Here is a 22,778-nt window from a genome sequence, read left to right as displayed (position 1 = left end):
CGCGGGATGGAGCAGCCCGGTAGCTCGTCAGGCTCATAACCTGAAGGTCGTAGGTTCAAATCCTACTCCCGCAACCAAAAATACTATAATAAATCAATGCGTTACACACCGCCTAAGAGCGGTGTTTTGCGTTGTCGCGATGGCGATGGAAGCACTACGGAAGCATCAGGACGGATGCGGAAAATCCCTGTGGTGAATGCGCAACCCGAGGCAGGAGCAGAAAAATCTTGCAAAAGACTTTTTGAGTTAAACTTGTGCATATTTTCAATTAATTTGGTTTTTGAAGACTCAAACTCAAAACCCGTGCTAGGTTCACCTTTGAAGTAGGGGGACTTCAGAGGGGCGACATGTCTCAGGACCTGAGCAAGTGGCTAAGCGCAATAGGATTGTCTGACTACGCGCAAGCCTTCTTAGACAACAAGATCGATTTTTCCATTCTGCCAGATTTGACGGCTGAAGATCTTATTGAAATCGGAGTAACTGCAGTCGGGGATCGTCGGCGGTTGCTGCGCGCTATTGAAAAACTGGATGTAACGGAAACATCCGAGGCGTCTGAAACCTCTGAACAAATTGAACCCGCGCGACGACAGGTCACTGTGATGTTTGTCGACCTCACGGGGTTTACAAAAATGTCCAGCGAGTTGGATGCCGAGGACTTGCACGCATTGCTCAATCAGTTCTTTGGCAAAGTGGACAACGTGGTTGAAAAATTTGGTGGGCGTATCGACAAACATATTGGCGACGCGGTCATGGCGGTCTTTGGCGCACCAATCTCGCATACCAACGATACAGAACGGGCGGCCAGGGCGGCGGCCGAGATACATGCGGTGTTGCCAACACTGACACCTCCACTGTCCTGTCACATCGGTATTGCGTCTGGTCAGGTCATTGCCAGCTCAACCGGAAGCCAAACGCATACGGAATACACCGTCACCGGAGATGGGGTGAATTTGGCCTCGCGCTTGACCGATATCTCCAAGGGCAGTGAAACGCTGGTTTCTCACGATATTCAGCGCGCTTTGGGACCCCTATTCGTGGGGGAGTCAATCGGAGTACAGGCTATCAAGGGTTTGAACGAACCTGTCGAAGTTTGGCGCCTGGACCGTTTGGCTCGGAACATTCGGACAAGACGTCACAAGTTCATCGGGCGCGATCGTGAGATTTCGTTGTTTTCGGCAACGTTTGATCGGTGCAAACGACACGGAGAAGGCGAGGTTCATGTGGTTCTGGGCGAGCCCGGGATCGGCAAGACGCATTTGTCCGAACAGGTGGCTGAACTGGCTAAAAGCTTGTCCTATTCGATCCATAATGGCGTGGTCATGGATTTCGGAGCACGCGAGGGGCACTCTGCCATTCAGTCCTTGGCCCGCAGCATTCTGGGCCTTGACCCATCGGATGGAGCGGAAACAGGTGCAGCCGTGGCGCAAGATGCGATAGCCAACGGGTGGATCAGCCCGTCGAACGCGGCGCATCTTAATGCATTGCTTGAGCTTGAGCAGGATCCTGGCTTGGCTGAGGTCTATGCCGTTATGGACAACAAGACCCGGCTGCGTGGACGCAGGCAGGTCATTGATGAGTTGCTGTTGGCGCGCAGTCAGGACACGCCTCTGCTGATTCAGATTGAAGATATCCACTGGGCGTCACCCGACATTCTCTCGGCCTGCGCACATATGGCAGCGGCAACGCGGCAAATCCCTTGTGTCTTGATGATGACCAGTCGGGTCGAAGGGGACCCGATCGACCGAGACTGGCAAATGGCCACGGATGGCGCGCTTGTGTCCAAGTTGGAATTGGCCCCGATGGGGGAAGACCAGGCGCGGCAATTGGTCGAGGAATTTACGGCCATTGATCCCGAGCTGTTGGACACATGCGTCAAACGTGCGGGCGGTAACCCGTTGTTTCTGGAACAGTTGTTGCGCAACATCGATGTACTCAAGCAGGAAACCGTGCCCGGAAGCATTCAAGGCATAGTTCAGTCGCGTTTGGATGCGCTGGACCGCACCAGTCGGACCGCTATTCAGGCGGCGTCAGTGCTGGGGCAGAGATTCTCGCCCGAGGTTCTGAACTTCCTTCTCGGCGAGGGCCATCTGGACACGACAAATTTGATTCGCTCGGCCCTGATCCGAGAAGCCGGGGCCGACCTGATGTTTGCCCACGCGCTGATCCGGGACGGGTCTTATGCCACTTTGGTCAAATCCGAACGCGCGCGCCTGCATCGCCAGGCGGCCAAATGGTTCGAAGATCGTGATGCAACCCTGCGCGCACAACATCTGGACCGGGCGGGGGCCAACAATGCAGCACAAGCCTATCTGGCTGCGGCCGATAAGCTGATCCACGCGTTTCGGTTTGACGATGCAAGCCCCTTGATCGAACGTGCTCTGGAACTGCCCTCGCCTGCTGGCGTCCGGTTTGACCTGCTTTGTGCTCGGGGTGAGACACATCGGTTGCAGGGCTTGTCCAACGCAGCCTTGCAGGAATTCCGGGACGCGGCACACCTTGCGGAAACGGATGAGCAAATCATCCGGGCACATATTGGCCTTGCGCAGGCTGCGCGGCAGGCCAGCCTGTATCAGGACGCGTTGGAGGCGCTGGATACGGCTGAAGCTGCGGCTGAGCGTGCTGGGTCCGAACGGGATGTGGCCCAGATCAACTATGTACGCGGCAATGTGTATTTCCCCTTGGGTCGTGACAAGGAAGCCTTGAGTGCGAATGAGCGCGCGCTCACTCTGGCCCGCAAACTGGATTCCGTACGCCTTGAAGTGGGTGCGCTCAGCGGGTTTGGTGATGCCAATTTCATGAAGGCCACCATGAGGACTGCGACCGGTTTTTACACGCAAGCTGTTGATCGGGCGCGTGAAAAAGGACTGGTTCGGGATCTGGCGGCCAATTTGCACAACCTGAGTGTTGCGCGCAGTTACACGGGGGATGTCGGGCAAGGACGCGCAGACGCAACTGAAGCCATCGAAGTTTCGCAGAAGTATTTTGCTTTCGTGCCCGAATGTGTGGCTCAGACCTGCCTGGGTGTGGCCGAAACCTTTCTAGGCGATCTTGATCGGGCGCTTGAGGCGTTCCGGGTTTCGTCCGAGATTGCAGAGCGTGTGGGCGCAAAACGGCTTGAGGCGCAGGCGCTGGAACATCTGGCCCGCACGCAGGTTTATGCCGGGCAAATGGACCAAGCATTGGAAACGGGCCGTCAGGCGGTTGAGATTGCGTTGGAACACGGGCGGAACTTTGTAGGGCCCAAGGCGTTGTCGGCGCTGGCGATGGCCGAAACCGACCCGGATGAGCAAATGCGCCTGTTGAATTTGGGGGCCGAGATCATCGCGGAAGGGTGTGTCGGCCATAGCCATTTGCATTTTTATACCGATGCCAGTGCAGTCATGTTGGGGCGAGGTGATTGGCAAGCGGCGAATGATTATGCGGATGGGCTGGCGGCATTTACGGCAGGGGAACCTTTGCCAATGGTCGACCTGTCCATCCGACAGACGCATTTTCTGGCTGAATGCGGACAAATGGGTATCGCGCCGACCCAAAGCGAGAGCTTTGCCAACCTTCAAGCCGAGTTTGCCGAAATGGGCATCACCCAGTCCCTGCTGGGACGCGCTGATTTTCTGACTGAACAGGCGGGAGGTTGAATGAGCGTCGAGAAGAAGGTCTGGCTTATCTCTGGCCTGCTGACCTTTGGGCTGGCGGGTCTTTTGCTGAAACTCTGGATCGAATTGAACCATTTCGAGGGCGATCCGACACAATTGCCGGATCAAGCCGCGGTGGACTCATACCTGGGTAAGCTAGATGTGGGCCCGGACTATTATGTGCGGACCGGAATTTTCTTAAAGTCGTTCAGCTTTCTGGGCGCCAGTGATGTTCAGGTCACGGGCTATATCTGGCAGCACTATGAGACGGGCGTGCATGACAAGATTATACCGGCAGAGGGTGAGGTTGGATTTCTTTTGCCCGAAGCGGTGGACACTGCAAACGGCCTGTTTGCCGAGGCGTATCGGCTGCCGCAATCTGACGGTGTTTTGATTGGGTGGTATTTCGAACAAACCCTGCGCCAGAGCTTTGATTACACAAGTTACCCTTTTGATCACAAAACGGTCTGGGTGCGGTTCTGGCCGTCCTCATTTGAAGACGCCGTCGCGTTGGTTCCCGATTTCGAGTCATATCCAGCGACCGGGCCAGACGATATTTTTGGGATCGACAATCAGATCGTGATGGGCACCTGGGAACGGGAAAACACCTATTTCGATTATAAGCTGTCAAATCTGGATACGACGCTGGGCATCGGCCAGAATGCGTATCAAACCAACGCGCCCGAGCTGCATTATAACTTCGTCATCAAACGCAATTTTGGCAACGCATTTATCGTGCATATGGTTCCTCTGATCGTTGTGATGATGTTGCTGTTTGGGGCAGTCATGACCGTCACCCGCCGTGAGGGCTTGATCGAGCGGCATGATTTCAGCACGTCCAGTGTGATCGGCACCTGTTCGGTTTTGTTCTTTGTGATCCTGCTGGCGCATGTGCAACTGCGCGAAGGGTTTGCGGGCTCACCCGTGATCTACATGGAGTCGTTCTTTTTCCTGATGTATTTCATGCTGCTGGTGGTATCGATCAACACCTACCTCTTCGCATCCGAAGCGGTGCCGTCGCTTCGGTTCATCCATTACCGGGACAACCTGTTTCCCAAGGCCAGCTTCTGGCCGTTTGTGTTGCTGTGCATGGTGGCGATCACGGCGTATAATCTTAGCCTGAAGGAAAGCCACGAACCGCCACCGATCAGCACACAAGACAGTTAGGCCACGGGTTCAAACCCCGGTTTGGGCTCGCCCTGCGCCATGTCCAACGTGTAGTTGTTGACCATCTCTGACGTGCCATCGCGCAAGTTCTTCAGATATTTTTCCGAATCCGCGATCACATAGGCGTATGCGGGCTTCATCACGCCGTTCACAACAACGTTGATTTTCTTGCGGAAATACACGTTTTCGGTCGAGTTGGGGCCGTGATACCCCTCTAGCTTGTCAAGTTCGCGCAGGCCGGATTGTGTCACCCGATAGACCTCTCCACTCACCTGTTTGCCCATTCCCTGCTGATCCACAAGCGTGGCCATGCGGTGCAAGTATCCACAGTTCGGATTGTCGCAGAACGGCTCTTTCGGGACAATCAGGGGCATCGGTTGCCGGGTGCGCGCCGTTCCTACGAAGTCGTTCAAAACTTTGCTGTGGGCGTCATGATTGGGGAACCCCTGCTTCAGTGATCCGTAGGTGAAGTACAGGTACGTGGGTTCGTTGACAGCCACATAGCTTTCGTCGCGCCCTTGTTCGGCGTCTGCCATCTTGAGGTTGTGATCGTGTGCCCAGGTATCCAGCATGGTTCGGATTTCGGGTTCGATCTTCATGCCCTGAACAAATTCGATGCACGAGGTCGCATCCATGCCGTCAGCCCCAAGCAGGATTTCCACCATCTTGGGTGCTTTGTTCATCACCGCCACATGCAACGCCGTGAACCCGTGATCGTTGACAATGTTGACGTCGATATCACGATCGATCAGGTCCTGAGCAGCTTCATAATCCGGCTTGCCCAGATCATGGCCGCTTTCGTTAAGCTCACCTTCACCACCGGCTGCATAGTGCAGCAGGGAATCGCCATGGGCTTCGTCCACGATGTTGACGCCGACGATCTCTTCGTCGATGGCGCGGAACACGCGTTTCCATTCGTTGATGTCATCGGCGGCGGCAGCTTCGCGCGCCCACTTGCAGACGCGATATTTTTGATCGTCCAACTCCTCGAAGGCGTCCGCCAAAGCTTCCATGACTTGGTCCGGGGTTGCCATCATGCCGATACCCATCCGGCCGTTTGACAGGCGACCTTCGCGCGGCCCGATGAAATCAACACCCAGTGTTTTCAGCTTGTCAACATTGTTCTGTGTGGTGATGTTGTTCCACATGTTCGTGTTGCAGGCGGGGCAAAGGATCACCGGTTTCTTCTGATACTGCCACGCCACAAAGACCGAGGTCAGAAGGTTGTCGGCGATACCGTTGGCCACCTTGCCCATCGTGTTGCAAGTGATGGGGGCCACGATGACGCAATCGGCCCAGTCGCATAGCGCCAGATGCGATGCCCGCACCGGCATGTCAAATTTCAAGTAGCGGAAATTCCACTCATCATCGTCGCGATAATAGTCATGATGGGTGATCTTGGCGTCGATCCGCTCGGCCCCGAAATCGCGAAAGAACTTCTCGGCCGAGACGGAGGGGATCAGTTTCACGTTATGCCCTGCATCGACGATGCGTTCGACGAGTTCCGGGATTTTGTCTGCCGCCGACGACCCGCAGGCGCACAACAATACGTTTCGCTTGCCGGCGTTGACCTGATTCATAACTCCTTTGGGATAGCCGAACGGGTTCTTTTCAAGGCTTGGGGTCTCATTCAGCTCTGATACAGGCAGCCCTTCCTTGCGCATCTTAGCCTGCAATTCACCGGCCCTGATCATGTCCACAATGTCTTCCAGCTCATCGCTTTTGCTGATGCACCCGCCTTTGAAAAACAAATATGGCGGATCTGGTCTTTCGCCGAGTGTCACCAATTGTCGCCGCATCCTGATCATATTGGGATCGCGTCCACCCACATCGATCTGCTTGACGGTTGTTGCCCCGATATTCGAAAGAACGCTGCGCAGCATGTAGGACCAGGGGTCTTCATCCTCGTAGAACAGAACCATCTTATTGTGCTTGATGATACTGGCAACATCGCTTGGGTCTTCGGGCGGGTCGATCTCTTCGATCATCACCAATGCGGGGTCTTCCAGATCGCGCAGACCGCGGAAGATGTTGCCGCGCGGTGCCTGCCAGACCTGCGATGTCGCGGGGCTCATGTCGACTATGGTGACAACGTCTTTGTCCTCGTCGTAAGCAATGCAGAGACACCAGAACTCTTCCAGCAGGGCAGTTTCCCGATAAACGTTGTCCGGTGGACAGATCGCATCGATCCCGGTGACGCGATTGAAGTCGATATTAATCATCAGGTGACGATCTTTTTTGGCGTTCAGGCTTTTGAGCTGTGCCTTGAACCAATCCTGCGGGGTTTGGATCGATGTATCCTTGCGCGTCGCAAAGCTTTGGAACGTACTGCCAAGATGCACGTTCTCGGACTGGCTGAGATATTTTTCCGCCATCTCGTGCATGTCTTTTGCGGTGGCGACCCGGCTGACTGCCTCCGTGAACGACGCCTCGGTCGCCCTTAGCAGCTCGTCCTCGTCCACGCGGTTGTCGCCGTGAATGGCCAAGCTTTCCGCCAACACACCAAGTGAGTTCATGTTGGGCGTGGCCCGGCGGAACAGGTTGCGGCGCTTCTTCGGGTCTTTCGCCAGATAGAGTGTGCTATCGACGTAGTTGCACCGCTGCTTGAACGTCTTCAGATGGGTTTTGACCGCAGCACGTGCCGAAAATCGCAGAATGCCGCGTGATCGCATCGAGGTTCCGTCCCGATCCGACATCGCTTTCCAAAGCCGCTCGACAGTTGTCACCCAAAGCTTGCCGTATTTTTCGGGGTGCACATCCATCATGTGGACCAGACCGGTGCTTGGGTTGCATTTGGCGATGACGGCAAAATGTCCGCCCGGCATGTTTTCTTTGCCATGGGCAACACCAACCTGAAAATTCGCCACCAGAATGTCGTTGTCTCCGCCCAGCCGATTGGATTCGTCGATCGCCTCAAGCAAAAGCGGCACACTGGTCGTGTCTCCATCCATGAAATAGGCCTGAACCTGAACTCGGTCTCGAAGCCCTTGCGAGTGAATGTAGGTGCAGGCGACATCAAACAATTCACCCAGCGAGATTCCGTCATTCACCACAAAGGACGAAGGCAGCGCGCATTCGCGGAAGATGTCATTCACCTCGCAACTGAACCCCAGAGCCGACATGCTGAGTGCCGCTGCCGTCACGCTGCAGCAGTTGATTGGCTGTTGGAAGTTCTGCAACTGGACACTGACCAGATCCCCGAACATCGTAGCGAAACAGGGTTTGCGCACCTCTTCCGGTATCTTCCGCCAATTCTTGCTGGATAGATAGGCCAGACAGGTACCGTCCAGTGCAAGCGCTTCCAGGCTGACGGGGATATCCGAAATCTGAAGATGTTCTTCGTAGAAATAATCGCCTACATCTGCGCTGGCCAGAGGGTCCCCATCCTGACGCAATTGAACCACGCCGCGCAGCACAACATACATGCCTTTCGCGGGCAACACAGTGTTACCAGTCGCTTCGAAAAACTCGAAATGAGGATTGATGACAGAAGGGTCTGCTACTGCGGCGTCGCCTGGCAAAACCTTGTAAATCAGGCTCCAGTCTGCGTCATTTGGGATGTATGATCTGGCATTGGCAATTTGATCTATGGTCACAACTGTGTCCCCCCGGAGTTGCGTTTCAAATTTCGACCAGAAAAATGACCGTGTTTCCCCAAGCGGGTATTGATCTTCACGATACAAAAATCGCCCGGCTCGGCGCCTTTTCACTGGTCGAGACTGATCTGTTGATCGAAAAAGTATAAACAAATCGGCCTAATTGGCCGCACAATATCCGATTTTTGGGCAAAAATCACGAATACAGTGAGGTCGATCGGTGAGGTGCCAATGATTGGGACAGAAACGGGTTGAGCCAGAGCGCGTTGCGCATCGCAAAGAGGGTTCATGCGCTGCCGGCATGGCGCCAGTTTCCCGTTTAATCGAGGAACAGGTAATCCAGGCGCATCACGGCGCTGGCCTTTTCCTGACTCACGCCAAGAAATCTGGCGATGACGGCCTCGTTTTCGCTGAGCTGGGCCGTTTCCCTCAGGCGTACGTAGTTCTTAAGCTCCGCAGCCCGGATTTGTTGCGATTCAAAGCTCAGATCATTGCGCAGCGTCGGCACCAGCTGTGCCACGGTTTCCGCCGGGCTGTTTTCCCCGGCCAGCCCAACGCGACGGGCATGGCCAATCAGATATTCGTCCGAGTATTCGCATTCGATTTCCAGCACATGTGTCTTGGCCTGATCGCCGCAAAACTCCTCGAGGACATCAAGATTGGCGGGGTCGAGACACAGAACCAGCTGATCCGATCCGAAACTGTCAAACAGCAATCGCACGACGGCCCGTCTGTGACGCGAACGTTTGGCCAAACTCGTTTCTATCCCGCCCAGATCGGGCATCCGCGTATCTTCTTCGTTAAACAGGTATTCAACACAAGGGATATCGGTTTCGGCCGCGATCTGATCGACCAGCCGTTTGGCAACGTGCCACTTCTTGCAGACAATGACGAAAAGCTCCTGCTGGGGGCCTAGTGTGCACCCGGCCTCCCAGAACCGTTGCCCGAAGCGGCGGCCTATGCGTCCGCGCCCGGCAAGAAACGCATACAGGTTAGGCCCTTCATTCGAGACCGGAAATTCGATGCTCTCACTGGCATAAAGCGATCCTAGGCGTTCCTTCAACTCATGCGCTTCGGGGCTGATCTTGCGGGCAAACAGGTAATCCTGCCCCAAAAGCATGTCATAGTGATCGTTGTAGAATGTGACCGGCATTCCGTAGTCTGAAAACATCAGGAAAGTCGGTGTACGGTTTTCGATCTCACCTTTCGGAATCAGGTGGCGCACCAGTGTCTGAAAAAAGGTTTCATCTGGAATCCATGTGGTTGAGAAAAATCGGACTACATCCCGTCGCTGGCGCAGAAACTCCAGGATCATCTCAACGGTGCGGCGGCGCAGACACCACCATTGGCTGCCGATCATGATCTGCAGATCTTCGGGAATATCCCGCGTCAGGCCAAACCGCTTCTGCATCTCATAGGCGGTGTAAAACAATTTGGGCCGCGTGCGTTCGTTGAAATGGTGGCGATAGATCAGCCGGTCTTCTTTCATACCGGTCTTGATCCAGTTGCTTTCAAAGAAATCGTGGCTTTCGATAAAATCCTTGTCGCGATCATCCAGAAAACGGTGAGTATATTCTGCCGTTTTGATGGCCATGCAGTCGCCAGACAGCATGTAGAAATGCGTGGCGCGGGGGAACGCCTCGACCGCGGCATTTAGGGCGTTCAGCGTGGCCTGCACCAGCGACCACTCTCCCCACCCGCATTTGATGCGCTTGTCGGCAAAAACCACGTTGGGATTGTCGCGCAACGCGCTGCGGATCTGGTCATAGGCGTCAGAGTTTGCGCGCGCGTCGAAATGGATCGCCATGCAATCGCCCGCTGCGGTCAGCTGTTCAGCCTGAGCGACGATGGCTTCTGGGTCCTTATGGCACAGCAATATGTAGGCAATCTTTGCCATTGAGTTTACGTAATTTCCGTTTCTGCCCGGTTTCAACCGTGATACTGAGGATGCGCGATTGAATAAACAGAATAATTTTGGTTCTTTGTTACCAAACGCTGGCGTATCGGATCGATACCTGATCAGCGAAGGAGGCGCAGCAGATGGGTTTTCCCGGTACCTGGATGACCGAGAGTGAAAGCATGGTGTACCGTGTGGTGCCGAAGTGCGCGTGCTCGACCATTGGCCAGATCATGTATTACTCGGATCACGGTCAGTTTTTTGAAGGTGACATCCACGATGCCAAGGATGGAATGCACAAATGGGCTTTTGACCAGAGTCAGGGTCTGATTACCAACAACGTGCGCAGTCATGCCTCGTACTCTTTCACCTGTGTGCGCAATCCCTACACACGCATCCTAAGCTCGTTTTTTGACAAAATCTGCGGCATCCAGCGCAACGGTAAGCGGTATCGGGGCAATCTGGTGCCGACGCTGATCTACAACTATGGAATCGAAGTGGGCGGTGATGACGGCAAAGGAGAGTTTGACCAGATCGCCAGTTTCCGCCGGTTCCTGCTGTTTGCGCGTGATACGATCCGGTGGCGGCGCCCGATGGATCCGGACATTCACTGGTCTGCAATGTCAGGCCATGTGTCTACTTTCATCGTGAACGGCGGTCACTATGATCGGATTTTCTGGACTGAAACGTTCAATGACGGGATGCAGGATGTTCTGGACAATATCGAACTGAAGCACTCAGTTTCGTTGTCAGAAATCCCACGTTTCAATGAGTCTGAAGGCCATGGACCAAAGCGTGCGCACCCGGTCGCGGAATACTTCGACGATCTGTCAATGCATCTGGTCTATGAGATCTACAAACAGGATTTCGAGCTGTTCAAATACGATTTCGAAAACCCAGCCAACAAGATGCCGATCGGCGAAATCGATCTGGACGAAATTCACGCCAAACTCGGTGACTGACTGCGGTGCAGGATACTCCCGCCCATCGTCAATATTTCTTGCGAAACATTTCCTCTGGTTGCGCCCGGCGCCGCGCTTTTGCGCAGCGCCGGGCCCAAGGCCAAACGTGACATCGGCGAAGCTGATGGTGCGATTTGGATGCGGAGGCGTCTGTGCGCGGTCGACTTACCGGTCTGCTGCCTCAGCAGACCGGTCACGTATCGATTCAGACTTGGCGTACAGCCCCTTTTGCTGCGCTGGTGGTCAGCTTGGCATAGGCTTTGAGCGCAGTGGACACCTTGCGTTTGCGCGGCGCGGCAGGCACCCAGCCTTTTGCGTCCTGTACTTCGCGTCGGGCGGCAAGCTCTTCATCTGAGACGGCCAGATGTATGGTGCGGCTCGGGATATCGATCTCGATTTTATCGCCGTTCTGTACCAGACCGATCTCACCACCTTCGGCTGCTTCGGGTGAAACGTGGCCAATCGAAAGCCCGGATGTGCCGCCCGAGAAACGACCATCGGTCAGCAGGGCGCAGGCTTTGCCAAGCCCTTTGGACTTCAAATAAGAGGTTGGATACAGCATTTCCTGCATCCCCGGACCGCCACGCGGGCCTTCATAGCGGATCACCACCACGTCACCCTCTTTCACCTTGCCGGTGAGAATGTCGTTGACCGCCTGATCCTGGCTTTCGCACACATAAGCTGAGCCGGTGAATTGCAGGATATTGGCATCCACGCCAGCGGTTTTCACGATACAACCATCACGAGCGATATTGCCAAACAGAACTGCCAGACCGCCATCTTGGCTGAAAGCGTGCTCTTTTGACCGGATTACACCGCCTTCGCGGTCGGTATCCAATTCTTTGAACCGGTTTGACTGGCTGAACGCCTGCGTGGTGCGGACGCCGCCGGGGGCGGCCTTGAACAACTCTTGCGCCTTCGGGTTATTGGCGACCTTGATGTCCCAGTTGGCAATCGCTTCACCCATTGTGGCGGAATGCACCGTACTGCAGTCTTCATGCAACAGACCCGCACGGCTGAGTTCACCCAGGATCGAGAAGATGCCGCCCGCGCGGTGGACATCTTCCATATGCACATTCTCGGTGTTTGGCGCAACTTTACACAGGCAAGGCACGCGACGGCTAAGGTGGTCCATGTCGGACATGGTGAAATCCACTTCGCCCTCATGCGCGATGGCCAGCAGATGAAGCACAGTGTTGGTCGACCCGCCCATGGCGATGTCCAGGCTCATGGCGTTCTGGAACGCGTCGAATGTTGCGATCTCACGCGGCAGGAAGCCTTTTTCGTCCAGATCGTAATGCCGTTTGGTGATCTCTACGATGCGGCGACCCGCTTCCAGAAACAGCTCTTTGCGGTCGGCATGTGTTGCCAGTGTCGAGCCATTGCCCGGCAGTGCCAGACCCAGCGCTTCGGCCAGACAGTTCATCGAGTTGGCAGTGAACATGCCCGAGCATGACCCGCAGGTCGGGCAGGCATTTTCTTCGATGTGTTGAACCTGCTCGTCGGTGAATTTGTCGTCTGCAGCGGCAACCATAGCGTCCACAAGGTCGATCTTCTTGGCATCCAGATCGGCAATATCGATCTTGCCGGCCTCCATCGGTCCACCGGACACAAAGATCGCCGGGATGTTCAGGCGCATGGCGGCCATCAACATCCCCGGGGTGATCTTGTCACAGTTCGAGATACAGACCATCGCATCCGCACAGTGCGCGTTGACCATATATTCAACCGAATCCGCGATCACCTCACGCGAAGGCAGCGAATACAGCATCCCGTCATGGCCCATGGCGATACCGTCATCCACCGCGATGGTGTTGAATTCTTTTGCAACACCACCAGCGGCCTCAACCTCGCGCGCCACCATCTGGCCCAGATCCTTTAGGTGGACATGGCCCGGCACGAATTGCGTGAACGAGTTGACGATGGCAATGATCGGCTTGCCGAAGTCGTCATCTCCCATGCCTGTGGCACGCCACAATCCGCGTGCACCGGCCATGTTGCGGCCATGAGTAGAGGTTCTTGATCGGTACAATGGCATGATGCTGTTTCCCTATTGCCTCGGGTTGCATGTCTTGGGGTTCGTACGTTATAGCGCACGTACCACATGTGCGCTATAACGCACAAGAGGATTCGAAAGATGATGATATGGCACCGGATGAAATTACACTGAAACTGCGGGATGTGCGGGCAGCATCGGGGTTGAGTCTGTCCAAGGTGGCCGAGCTGACAGGCGTCAGCAAAGCCATGCTGGGTCAGATTGAGCGGGGCGAATCCAGCCCGACGATTGCAACGCTCTGGAAAATCGCCAAAGGGTTTCAGGTGCCGCTGAGCGCGCTGATCGACACTATGCAAGGCGATCCGTCGGTCTTTCAAACCGTGACCTTCCCCGGAAGTATCGAAGTCAAGATCGTCTTCCCTTTTGACCCTGCACTGGGGGCCGAAACTTTCCACGTCAGCCTTACCCCAAACCAGAGCCATGAGTCGCCGGCACATGCGGCAGGCGTGACAGAAGAGGTTTTTGTTCTCAGTGGTACATTGGAAATCCTTCGCGATGAGGAATGGGTTTCTTTAAAGGCCGGGCAAGGTTTGCGGTTTGCTGCGGATATCCCACATGGCTATCGCGCGGGCTCGCAAGGGGCGGCTTTTCTGAACATGCACCACTACGCGCAGCACACTGAGTTTTTTGAGAACGGCAGGGACATTTCATGACCGCGTTTTTCAACAGTTTGACCATCGTGGACGCCATTGGCTCGTTTGGGGCCCTGATCGTGGTTGCCGCGTATTTTGCAACGCAGATGCGGATGATGAATTCTGACGACCTCGCTTTTCCAGTGGTCAACCTGCTGGGCTCGGTCCTTATCGTCTTTTCCCTGCTGCAAAACTTCAATCTGGCCTCGATGCTGATCGAAGGGTTCTGGATCCTGATCAGTATTGTAGGGATCATTCAGCATTTCCGCCTGCGCCGGGCGGGATAAATCCAGCGGTTAACCGACGCTAGCGCTATCCAGTCTTGAACCCCTATGCTGCCGGGTATAGGGAAAAATCAAGCTCGCTTAGGGGAGGCTTTGATGCAGGACGATCCGAAAACCCTCGTATCTACCGAATGGCTGGCCGCGCATATGAAGGACCCGGATCTGCGGATTCTGGACGGGTCCTGGTATTTGCCCGCACAAAACCGTGATGCCAAGGCCGAATATGACGCCGGGCACATCCCCGGAGCACGTTTCTTTGATATCGATGAAATATCAGACCACCGCTCGGACCTGCCGCATATGGCACCACCGGTCGAGAAATTCATGTCGCGCTTGCGGGCCATGGGTGTGGGTGATGGCCATCAAGTGGTCGTCTATGACGGCGCTGGGTTGATGTCGGCAGCACGCGTCTGGTGGCTGTTCCGTCTGATGGGGCAGGAAAACGTCGCTGTTTTGGATGGTGGTTTGCCAAAATGGCAAGCCGAGGAACGAGAAATCGAAGATCTGCCTCCGGTCATCCGCGATCGCCACATGACCGTGCGGGTGCAAAATCAGCTTGTGCGCGACGTCACGCAAGTTTCTGCCGCAGCCAAGCTGGCCGATCATGAAATTATCGACGCCCGTTCGGCCGCGCGTTTCGCCGGGACACAGGCCGAGCCGCGCGAGGGTCTGCGTTCAGGCCATATCCCGGGGTCACGCAACGTGCCGTTCGGGCAGTTGTTAAACGCAAATGGCACCATGAAATCGCCCGAGGACTGTCGCGCGATTTTTGAAGCCGCTGGCGTTGATCTGTCGAAACCGGCGATCACCTCATGCGGGTCTGGTGTGACCGCCGCGATCCTCAGCCTTGCGCTTGAACGCATGGGCAAGAACGACCACTCGCTTTATGACGGCTCCTGGGCTGAATGGGGTGCCTTCCCGACCCTGCCCGTCGCAACCGGAGAGAACTGATGTTCGAGAACCTCAAACCGCAGCCTGCCGACAAAATCCTAGCGCTGATGCAGATGTACCGTGAAGACCCGCGTGATCAGAAGATCGATCTGGGTGTGGGTGTCTACAAGAATGCCGAAGGCGTGACGCCAGTCATGCGCGCCGTCAAAGCCGCCGAACAGCGCAACTGGGAAGAGCAGGAATCCAAGGCTTATACCGGTCTGGCGGGCGATCCTGCGTTTGCGGATGTAATGATCGGTCTGATTCTCGGTACTTCGGTTTCTCGCGGAAACATCGCTGCCGTGGCGACACCGGGCGGCACGGGTGCCTGCCGACAAGCTTTCGAGATGATCCGGATGGCCAACCCTTCAGCGCGCGTGTTCGTGTCAAACCCGACCTGGCCGAACCACCTATCGATCCTGAACTATCTGGGGATGGAGACGGTTCAGTACCGCTATTTCGACAGTGAGACTCGTGGCGTTGACTTTGACGGCATGATGGCCGACCTGAAGACCGCCAAAGCAGGCGACGTGGTTCTGCTGCATGGCTGTTGCCACAACCCTACCGGCGCCAACCTGAACATGGTGCAATGGCAAGAAGTTGTGAAGGTGATCAATGATCTGGGCCTCGTTGCCATGATCGACATCGCCTATCAGGGGTTTGGCGACGGTCTGGAAGAAGACGCGCAGGCGGCGCGTTTGGTCGCGTCCTCGGTCAAAGAATGCTTGATTGCGGCGTCTTGCTCGAAGAATTTCGGTGTCTACCGTGAACGCACCGGTCTGTTGATGGCCATCAGTGCCGATGCGGGTCAAACCGCTCTGAATCAGGGAACACTGGCGTTCCTGAACCGCCAGAACTACTCCTTCCCGCCGGATCATGGCGCGCGCGTCGTGACGACCATCCTTATGGATGAGGCCCTGCGCGCGGATTGGGCAGCAGAGCTGGAGGAGGTCCGCCTGTCCATGCTGAGCCTGCGCCAGAAATTGGCCGACGAATTGCAGCGTCTGAGCGGCTCGGACCGTTTTGGTTTCATCGCTCAGCACCGCGGTATGTTCTCACGTCTGGGTGCGGCGCCTGAACTGGTTGAGAAGCTGCGAGTCGAACACGGCATCTACATGGTCGGCGACAGCCGCCTGAACATCGCCGGATTGAACGCGACAACAGTGCCGATTCTAGCCAAGGCGATTGTCGACGTCGGCGTCTGATCGGACAGCCGTCGCGCCTGGCTCAGCCCGGGCGCGGCGGAGTTTTGACGAACTGCATGTCTCCGTCCGCCACGGCGAAAGGGTTTCCGCCCGCCGTTATCACGGCCCGATCTTTCATCGCTCGAAAGTCGAACATGGCGTTTAGCACGACATCAGTTCTGCCCTGATACTCACGAGGGTGGTAGATACATATGCCGACCTGTTCATCAAGGCGGCGATATGTGTAATCCGCCTCGCCTACCAGCATGCCGTTCGCGGTGACATAGCAGGTGTTTTCGGTTTCGTAACTGACCGTGTGTGTCGATAAGTCTTCGAAATCGCCATGCCCGGAGTGGTGGACCCCAGTCCATTCTAGGCTTGTGCCAACAAGCGTGTGCGGTGCGTCCGGCATTGCACTCCCCCCTATTTTGACAGGCCGATTCTAACCCAAAAATGACTGCCGCACAAAAAAACGGCCCCAGCACAGGGCTGGGGCCGTTTTTTGTTATTCAAGGATCTCAGCCTTTCGAGAACTCGGGGTAGGCTTCCATACCCAACTCACCCATATCCAGGCCATTGATCTCTTCTTCCTCGCCAACCCGCAGGCCAACCGTTGCCTTGAGGATCGAGAAGAGGATGAAGCTGACCGCGAAGACGAAGATACCAATGGCAGCGAAGCCAATGATCTGCGTCACAAAGTTAGCGTCACTGTTGGTCCATGCAACGATGAAGGTACCCCAGAAGCCTGCGATCAGGTGAACCGGGATCGCACCGACGACGTCGTCAATCTTCATGCGGTCCAACATCGGGACGGTCAGGACCACGATAACACCACCAATTGCACCGATGATCAGGGCCTGGAACAGCGACGGGGCCAGCGGTTCAGCGGTGATCGACACCAGACCAGCCAGTGCGCCGTTCAGCACCATGGTCAGGTCGACTTTGCCATACATCACCTGCGTCAGGATCAGCGCTGCAACAGCACCAGCAGCAGCGGCCATGTTGGTGTTGGCGAAGATGCGGCTGATATCGGCCATATCACCGATGGTACCCATTGCCAGCTGCGAACCGCCGTTGAAACCGAACCAGCCCAGCCACAGGATGAACGTCCCCAAGGTTGCCAGTGCCAGGTTCGAACCGGGGATCGGCACAACCTTGCCTTCCTTGTTGTACTTGCCGATCCGCGGGCCCAGTACGATGGCACCGGCCAGCGCTGCGAAACCACCTGCGGCGTGTACCAGTGTCGAGCCTGCGAAGTCGCTGAAGCCCATCTCGGACAACCAGCCGCCGCCCCACTGCCAGGACGCTTCAATCGGGTAGATGACGCCGGTCAGGACGATCACGAAAAAGAAGAAGGGCCACAGTTTGACGCGCTCGGCCATGGTGCCCGATACGATGGACGCGGTGGTGGCGCAGAACATCAGCTGGAAAAAGAAGTCCGAGCCGACGGATGCATAGGACAGGTCGGTTTCGACACCGTCCAGGCCGACCGGCTCGAGCGACGTTGGCGAGAACGCACCCAGAATGCCTGTGATGGTCCAGCCATCACCCGGATACATCAGGTTAAAGCCCACCAGCCAGTACATGATGGCCGCAAACGAAAACAGGCCCATATTCTTGACCAGCTGCATGGCCACGTTTTTTGACCGCACCAGGCCGGCCTCGAGCATGGCAAAGCCCGCGGCCATCCAGAACACCAGAAAACCGCCGACCAGAAACAGCAGCGACGTCAGGATATATTGCGTGTGCTGCGCAGTCTCGCCGGTTGCAGCGGCCTCTTGCGCAAGACCCATCTGCGGCAGCGCGACAATCGCGGCGGCAGGGATGAGAGATTTCATCAGGTTCATTTTCAGTCCTCGAATGAGTGTGAGTGGCCGCGCTTACAGCGCTTCCTCGTTGGTTTCCCCGGTTCGCACGCGCAGGGCCTGCTCGACATCGAGGACAAAAATCTTGCCGTCACCGATCTTGCCGGTCTTGGCTGTTTTGGTGATGGTCTCGACGATCTGGTCGGCCATTGCCGCAGGCACCACGATCTCGAGCTTGATCTTGGGGACGAAGTTCACGGCGTATTCGGCCCCGCGATAGATTTCGGTGTGACCGGATTGCGAGCCGAAGCCCTTGATTTCGGTCACCATCATGCCGCGCACGCCAGCTTCGGTCAGTGCCACGCGCACCTCCTCCAGCTTGAACGGCTTGATTGTCGCAATGATCAGTTTCACATCTTTCCCCTCTGATTGTCCGGTGGGACCGGTTTGTTTGCACCTGCAGAAAAAGAGCGTGACAGAGCGTGGTAAGAAACGGTTAGGGGTCGTTATTGCGCACCAAAATGGCGCAATGTTGCACATTTTTTGCACAAATGGTGCGAGATGACTAAAAAACAGGCAGACTAATGAGGGGAATTTACGGAAAATCGGACCTCTACATACTCAGGTCGCCGGGGTATGGTGGCGCAAAAGCATAACCGGGCAGAGTTTGAGCATGACTGAGTCCAATCGCCGTAAGCCGAAACTGGTCGCGGACAAAAGATACCCATCGAAAGCGCGCAAACCTGCAGCGTCGAAGCGGGCTGCGAAACCCGCCGGCAAGAAATCGACGGCACGCAAAACCGCCACGCGCAAAACCACACGCAAGACTAAGCGCAAACGTTCGGGCGGGAACGGAGGCGGGATTTTTCGCCGTCTGTTCCGATGGATCTGGGGGCTGATCTGGGGTTTGACCTGGCGTGTGGGGGCTATTGTCGCCGCACTCATCGCGTTGGCAATCGGCGTTGTCTACACCACATTGCCTGACGTTGATGCGTTGCTGGATGGGCGGGCGCGCGGCTCGGTCACGTTGCTGGATCGCGATGGCAAGGTTTTTGCGTGGCGTGGCGATCAGTTCGGAGGGGTGATCACGGCGGATACGGTGTCGCCGCATCTTAGAAACGCGGTCATCGCGACCGAGGACAAACGATTCTATCGCCATTTCGGCGTCAGCCCGCGCGGCGTCGCCAGCGCTGTGCGTATCAACCTGAGCGAAGGGCGTGGACCTTTGTCCGGGCATGGTGGGTCAACCATCACGCAGCAGACCGCGAAGCTTTTGTGTCTGGGCGAACCTTATGATCCGACCGAGTGGGAATCAGAGGCGGCGTACGAGGCGGATTGCCGTCAGGGCTCACTTTGGCGCAAGGGCAAGGAAGCCGTCTATGCCATGGCGATGGAGGTCAAATACTCCAAGAACGAGGTTCTGACGATCTACCTGAACCGTGCCTTTCTTGGTGCCGGTGCGCGCGGGTTCGAGGCGGCCAGCCAGCGCTATTTTGGAAAGTCCGCAGCCGAAGTCTCTCCGGCCGAGGCCGCGATGCTGGCCGGTCTGCTGGTCGCGCCCACACGCTATGCACCGACAAACAACCTGCAACGCTCTCAGGACCGGGCGCGGCTTGTGATTGGGCTGATGGAGGATCAGGGTTATCTGACCGCTGCACAAGCCAGCGAGGCGCGTGCAAGACCTGCTGAACTTTCAGACGCTGCCGCTGCGCGAGCGGGCGGCTATTTCGCAGATTGGGTCATGGCCAGTGGGCCCGAGTTCTTTACCCGTAATACGACCGAGGATGTGGTTATCCGCACTACTCTGGATCAGCGCATTCAGACCTCTGCCGAAGAAGCGCTAAAGTACATCTTTCAGGAAAAGGTGCGCGAAGGGTCCAAAGCTCAGGCTGCAATCGTTGTGATGTCTGCGGACGGTGCTGTGCGCGGCATGGTTGGCGGGCGCAAGACGCGTGTGTCGGGTGCGTTCAATCGGGCGACGCAGGCCCTGCGCCAGACCGGATCGTCGTTCAAGCCGTTTGTCTACGCCACCGCGCTGGAACTTGGGTATTCTCCGCTGGATACGGTGATGGATGAGCCCTATTGCGTGGACATCCCCGGATCAGGCCAATGGTGCCCCAAGAACTACACCAATAAGTTCTATGGACAGGTGACGCTGGCGGATGCACTGAAAAACTCTCTGAACATTCCGGCAGTCAAAGTGGCCGAGATCTCGGGTTTGGATAACGTCCGCACCATAGCCAGCGGCTTTGGGATCGCCAGTGATCTGGCGCAGGGACCGGCATTGGCACTGGGTGCATCCGAAAGCACGCTGATTGAGATGACAGGGGCTTACGCGGGTATCCTGAACGGTGGATCGGCGGTTGAGCCCTATGGTCTGACCGAGCTGAAACTGTTGGGCGACGAAACGCCCGTCATGGTCACGACGACCGGTATTGGTGAGCGGGTGATCAATGACTCCGCCGCCAAGCAATTGACCTGGATGATGGAGCGTGTGGTGTCCGAAGGCACCGGCGGGCGCGCCAAGCTGCCGGGTTGGCAGGTGGCGGGCAAAACCGGGACAACTCAGGCCGCGCGGGATGCGTGGTTTATCGGGTTTACGGCAGATTATGTGACCGGCGTCTGGATGGGTTATGACGACAACACGCCATTGTCTGGCGTAACCGGGGGCGGGCTGCCTGCCGAAATCTGGCAAGAGACCATGCTGCGTGTCACCGAAGGGATGACGCCCACACCTTTGCCGATGATGGCTCCTACACCGCCAGTACAGGTCGCGCAGCCGCAACCGCGCCGCAAGCAAGGCGGTTTCGCCAAGGATATCAATAATCTGCTGAAGAACATCTTTGGCGGTAATTGACTAAAAAGGCGGTGCACTGGGCACCGCCTTTTGTCATTCGTTTCTTGCTTAACTTAGACGCTGGAATCCAAAGCCGCCAGGATTGCATCACCCATTTCGGTGGTCGAAACCGGTGTAACGCCTTCATCCGCCAGCAGGTCGGCGGTGCGGACACCATCAGCCAGAACTTTCTCGATCGCGGCTTCCAGGCGGTTTGCCTCTTCGCCTTGATCAAAGCTGTAGCGCAGCGCCATGGCAAAGCTGAGGATACAGGCGATCGGGTTGGCTTTGCCCTGACCCGTGATATCAGGCGCGGAACCGTGGACCGGTTCGTACATCGCCTTGGGCCGGCCATTGGCCATCGGTGCACCCAGCGAAGCCGACGGCAGCATCCCCAGCGAGCCGGTCAGCATCGCGGCGCAGTCGGATAGGATGTCGCCGAACAGGTTGTCGGTCAGGATGACGTCGAATTGCTTAGGTGCCCGCACCAGCTGCATGGCACCGTTATCGGCGTACATATGGCTCAGCTCGACTTCGGGGTAATCGGCAGCAACGCGGTTAACCACCTCGCGCCACAGGATGCCGGATTCCATAACGTTGGCTTTTTCCATCGAGCACAGCTTTTTGTTCCGGCGCATCGCTAGTTCAAAGGCCGAGCGCGCGGCGCGTTCGATCTCGGATTCGGTGTAACGCTGGGTGTTGATGCCGACGCGTTCGTTGCCTTCTTCAAAGATGCCGCGCGGCTCGCCGAAATAGACGCCCGAGGTCAGCTCGCGCACGATCATGATATCCAGACCGGCGACAATGTCTTTCTTCAGCGACGAGAAATCGGCCAGCGCGTCAAAGCACTGGGCCGGGCGCAGATTCGAATACAGGTCCATTTCTTTGCGCAGGCGCAGCAGGCCGCGCTCGGGCTTCAGGCTGAAATCCAGATCGTCGTATTTCGGACCGCCAACAGCACCCAGCAGCACCGCGTCAACCTCTTGCGCTTTGGCCATCGTCTCATCGGACAAGGGCTTGCCGTGGGCGTCATAGGCCGCACCGCCGACCAGATCCTCGCTCACGTCAAATTGAAGACCGCGATTGGTGCCGAACCAATCGATGATTCTGCGCACTTCGGCCATAACTTCCGGGCCAATTCCGTCTCCGGGCAGGATGAGGAGCGAGGGGTTGGACATGAAGGGTCTCCTTGCGTTTTGTTGCACAGGGCCTAGCGTCTGCGTTGCATCGGGTCAATGAGACGAACCCGTCAAAACACGAGGAAAACACATGCTGACACCTGGAAATCCGGTTCCTGCGCTGAAAATCGAAACCGTGGCGCATGGCAGCTTCGATCTTGAGGCGGACAAGGGCGAAAACGGGACGCTGGTGATTCAATATCGCGGGCTGCATTGTCCGATCTGCATCAAACAGATGACCGAGGTCGAAGTGGCGCTGGACGATTTTGCGGCGCTGGGTGTCGAGGTCATCATGATCACGACAGATACCGCCGAACGTGCCGCCGAAACCGCTGAGAAAGCCGGGGCGACCCGACTTCGTGTGGGTCACAGCCTGCCGTTGGCAGAAGCGCGTGAGGATTGGGGGCTGAACATCTCGACCAAGCGTGAAGGCAGTGCAGAACCCGATCTTTTCGCAGAGCCCGGTCATTTCTATATCGCGCCCGACCAAACGCTTTATTACGCGTGGCAGCAGACCACGCCGTTTGGACGCCCGTCCATGTCGGATATTGCCGGTGGCCTGAAGTTCACGCTGGGCAACAACTACCCTGCGCGCGGGACCTATACAGGGCCGCTTTGA

16 protein-coding genes and 1 tRNA gene are annotated in these 22,778 nt (G+C 56.5%); 10 read left to right on the top strand and 7 right to left on the bottom strand.

What is annotated here, in order from left to right:
- The 3 genes from AC2FJZ_RS14325 (at position 1) to AC2FJZ_RS14315 (ending at position 4,799) form a co-directional block, all read left to right on the top strand.
- Positions 1–77 (top strand) — tRNA-Met (locus AC2FJZ_RS14325).
- Positions 78–347: 270 nt separating this feature from the next.
- Positions 348–3,635, top strand: coding sequence for an ATP-binding protein (locus AC2FJZ_RS14320; protein WP_496778381.1), 3,288 nt, complete (start codon positions 348–350; stop codon positions 3,633–3,635).
- Entirely contained in the window at positions 3,636–4,799 is a 1,164-nt protein-coding gene (locus AC2FJZ_RS14315) for a hypothetical protein (RefSeq protein ID WP_496778379.1), read from the top strand.
- Here the strand turns inward: AC2FJZ_RS14315 and AC2FJZ_RS14310 are convergent.
- Positions 4,796–8,395, bottom strand: a complete 3,600-nt coding sequence (locus AC2FJZ_RS14310; RefSeq protein WP_496778377.1) for a flavoprotein — start codon at positions 8,393–8,395, stop codon at positions 4,796–4,798. The genes AC2FJZ_RS14315 and AC2FJZ_RS14310 overlap by 4 nt on opposite strands.
- A gap of 319 nt (positions 8,396–8,714) precedes the next feature.
- On the bottom strand, positions 8,715–10,292 hold the full coding sequence (locus AC2FJZ_RS14305; protein ID WP_496778375.1) for a DUF5928 domain-containing protein: 1,578 nt from the start codon (positions 10,290–10,292) through the stop codon (positions 8,715–8,717).
- A gap of 143 nt (positions 10,293–10,435) precedes the next feature.
- Between AC2FJZ_RS14305 and AC2FJZ_RS14300 the strand changes: the two genes are divergently transcribed.
- Positions 10,436–11,254 (top strand): sulfotransferase family protein, encoded by an 819-nt coding sequence (locus AC2FJZ_RS14300; protein WP_496778373.1) that lies wholly within the window; start codon positions 10,436–10,438, stop codon positions 11,252–11,254.
- A gap of 205 nt (positions 11,255–11,459) precedes the next feature.
- On the opposite strand, the gene ilvD is transcribed toward AC2FJZ_RS14300, so the two are convergent.
- A complete protein-coding gene (ilvD, locus tag AC2FJZ_RS14295; protein ID WP_050605621.1) occupies positions 11,460–13,292 on the bottom strand; it encodes a dihydroxy-acid dehydratase in 1,833 nt (610 codons plus the stop codon).
- A gap of 107 nt (positions 13,293–13,399) precedes the next feature.
- Between ilvD and AC2FJZ_RS14290 the strand changes: the two genes are divergently transcribed.
- The 4 genes from AC2FJZ_RS14290 to AC2FJZ_RS14275 all read left to right on the top strand — a co-directional run bounded on the left by AC2FJZ_RS14290 (position 13,400) and on the right by AC2FJZ_RS14275 (position 16,361).
- Entirely contained in the window at positions 13,400–13,963 is a 564-nt protein-coding gene (locus AC2FJZ_RS14290) for a helix-turn-helix domain-containing protein (RefSeq protein WP_050605638.1), read from the top strand.
- Positions 13,960–14,229, top strand: a complete 270-nt coding sequence (locus tag AC2FJZ_RS14285) for a CBU_0592 family membrane protein (RefSeq protein WP_050605620.1) — start codon at positions 13,960–13,962, stop codon at positions 14,227–14,229. Before AC2FJZ_RS14290 ends, AC2FJZ_RS14285 begins: the two co-directional genes overlap by 4 nt.
- A 93-nt stretch (positions 14,230–14,322) precedes the next feature.
- A complete protein-coding gene (gene sseA / locus AC2FJZ_RS14280; RefSeq protein WP_050605619.1) occupies positions 14,323–15,177 on the top strand; it encodes a 3-mercaptopyruvate sulfurtransferase in 855 nt (284 codons plus the stop codon).
- Entirely contained in the window at positions 15,177–16,361 is a 1,185-nt protein-coding gene (locus tag AC2FJZ_RS14275) for an amino acid aminotransferase (RefSeq protein ID WP_496778371.1), read from the top strand. Before sseA ends, AC2FJZ_RS14275 begins: the two co-directional genes overlap by 1 nt.
- Positions 16,362–16,383: 22 nt before the next feature.
- Here the strand turns inward: AC2FJZ_RS14275 and AC2FJZ_RS14270 are convergent, their stop codons facing one another.
- The 3 genes from AC2FJZ_RS14270 to AC2FJZ_RS14260 all read right to left on the bottom strand — a co-directional run bounded on the left by AC2FJZ_RS14270 (position 16,384) and on the right by AC2FJZ_RS14260 (position 18,559).
- On the bottom strand, positions 16,384–16,752 hold the full coding sequence (locus tag AC2FJZ_RS14270; RefSeq protein WP_050605617.1) for a hypothetical protein: 369 nt from the start codon (positions 16,750–16,752) through the stop codon (positions 16,384–16,386).
- Between the two features lie 106 nt (positions 16,753–16,858).
- Positions 16,859–18,187, bottom strand: coding sequence for an ammonium transporter (locus AC2FJZ_RS14265; protein WP_050605616.1), 1,329 nt, complete (start codon positions 18,185–18,187; stop codon positions 16,859–16,861).
- A gap of 33 nt (positions 18,188–18,220) precedes the next feature.
- Positions 18,221–18,559 carry a P-II family nitrogen regulator gene (locus AC2FJZ_RS14260; protein ID WP_050605615.1) on the bottom strand — a complete coding sequence of 113 codons (339 nt, stop codon included), beginning with the start codon at positions 18,557–18,559 and terminating at the stop codon, positions 18,221–18,223.
- Between the two features lie 259 nt (positions 18,560–18,818).
- Here AC2FJZ_RS14260 and AC2FJZ_RS14255 point away from each other — a divergent pair, with 259 nt between their 5' ends.
- Entirely contained in the window at positions 18,819–21,002 is a 2,184-nt protein-coding gene (locus AC2FJZ_RS14255; RefSeq protein ID WP_496672333.1) for a transglycosylase domain-containing protein, read from the top strand.
- Between the two features lie 53 nt (positions 21,003–21,055).
- Here the strand turns inward: AC2FJZ_RS14255 and leuB are convergent, their stop codons facing one another.
- The gene (gene leuB, locus AC2FJZ_RS14250; RefSeq protein ID WP_496778369.1) at positions 21,056–22,159 is read right to left on the bottom strand and encodes a 3-isopropylmalate dehydrogenase; all 1,104 of its coding nucleotides are present in this window, start codon (positions 22,157–22,159) and stop codon (positions 21,056–21,058) included.
- A 91-nt stretch (positions 22,160–22,250) separates the two neighbouring features.
- Here leuB and AC2FJZ_RS14245 point away from each other — a divergent pair, with 91 nt between their 5' ends.
- Positions 22,251–22,778 carry a redoxin domain-containing protein gene (locus tag AC2FJZ_RS14245; protein ID WP_496778367.1) on the top strand — a complete coding sequence of 176 codons (528 nt, stop codon included), beginning with the start codon at positions 22,251–22,253 and terminating at the stop codon, positions 22,776–22,778.

It is taken from the genome of Ruegeria sp. CDSA079 (assembly GCF_059612245.1).
The sequence above is the reverse complement of the archived record's forward strand: the minus strand, read 5'-3'. Positions and strand labels throughout refer to the sequence as shown.

Excerpts from the sequence above, each read along its gene's own strand:
- AC2FJZ_RS14320 (WP_496778381.1), top strand. The coding sequence starts at position 348 with ATGTCTCAGGACCTGAGCAAGTGGCTAAGCGCAATAGGATTGTCTGAC.
- AC2FJZ_RS14315 (WP_496778379.1), top strand. The coding sequence starts at position 3,636 with ATGAGCGTCGAGAAGAAGGTCTGGCTTATCTCTGGCCTGCTGACCTTT.
- AC2FJZ_RS14305 (WP_496778375.1), bottom strand. The coding sequence starts at position 10,292 with ATGGCAAAGATTGCCTACATATTGCTGTGCCATAAGGACCCAGAAGCC.
- AC2FJZ_RS14300 (WP_496778373.1), top strand. The coding sequence starts at position 10,436 with ATGGGTTTTCCCGGTACCTGGATGACCGAGAGTGAAAGCATGGTGTAC.
- ilvD (WP_050605621.1), bottom strand. The coding sequence starts at position 13,292 with ATGCCATTGTACCGATCAAGAACCTCTACTCATGGCCGCAACATGGCC.
- AC2FJZ_RS14290 (WP_050605638.1), top strand. The coding sequence starts at position 13,400 with ATGGCACCGGATGAAATTACACTGAAACTGCGGGATGTGCGGGCAGCA.
- AC2FJZ_RS14285 (WP_050605620.1), top strand. The coding sequence starts at position 13,960 with ATGACCGCGTTTTTCAACAGTTTGACCATCGTGGACGCCATTGGCTCG.
- sseA (WP_050605619.1), top strand. The coding sequence starts at position 14,323 with ATGCAGGACGATCCGAAAACCCTCGTATCTACCGAATGGCTGGCCGCG.
- AC2FJZ_RS14275 (WP_496778371.1), top strand. The coding sequence starts at position 15,177 with ATGTTCGAGAACCTCAAACCGCAGCCTGCCGACAAAATCCTAGCGCTG.
- AC2FJZ_RS14270 (WP_050605617.1), bottom strand. The coding sequence starts at position 16,752 with ATGCCGGACGCACCGCACACGCTTGTTGGCACAAGCCTAGAATGGACT.
- AC2FJZ_RS14265 (WP_050605616.1), bottom strand. The coding sequence starts at position 18,187 with ATGAACCTGATGAAATCTCTCATCCCTGCCGCCGCGATTGTCGCGCTG.
- AC2FJZ_RS14255 (WP_496672333.1), top strand. The coding sequence starts at position 18,819 with ATGACTGAGTCCAATCGCCGTAAGCCGAAACTGGTCGCGGACAAAAGA.
- leuB (WP_496778369.1), bottom strand. The coding sequence starts at position 22,159 with ATGTCCAACCCCTCGCTCCTCATCCTGCCCGGAGACGGAATTGGCCCG.
- AC2FJZ_RS14245 (WP_496778367.1), top strand. The coding sequence starts at position 22,251 with ATGCTGACACCTGGAAATCCGGTTCCTGCGCTGAAAATCGAAACCGTG.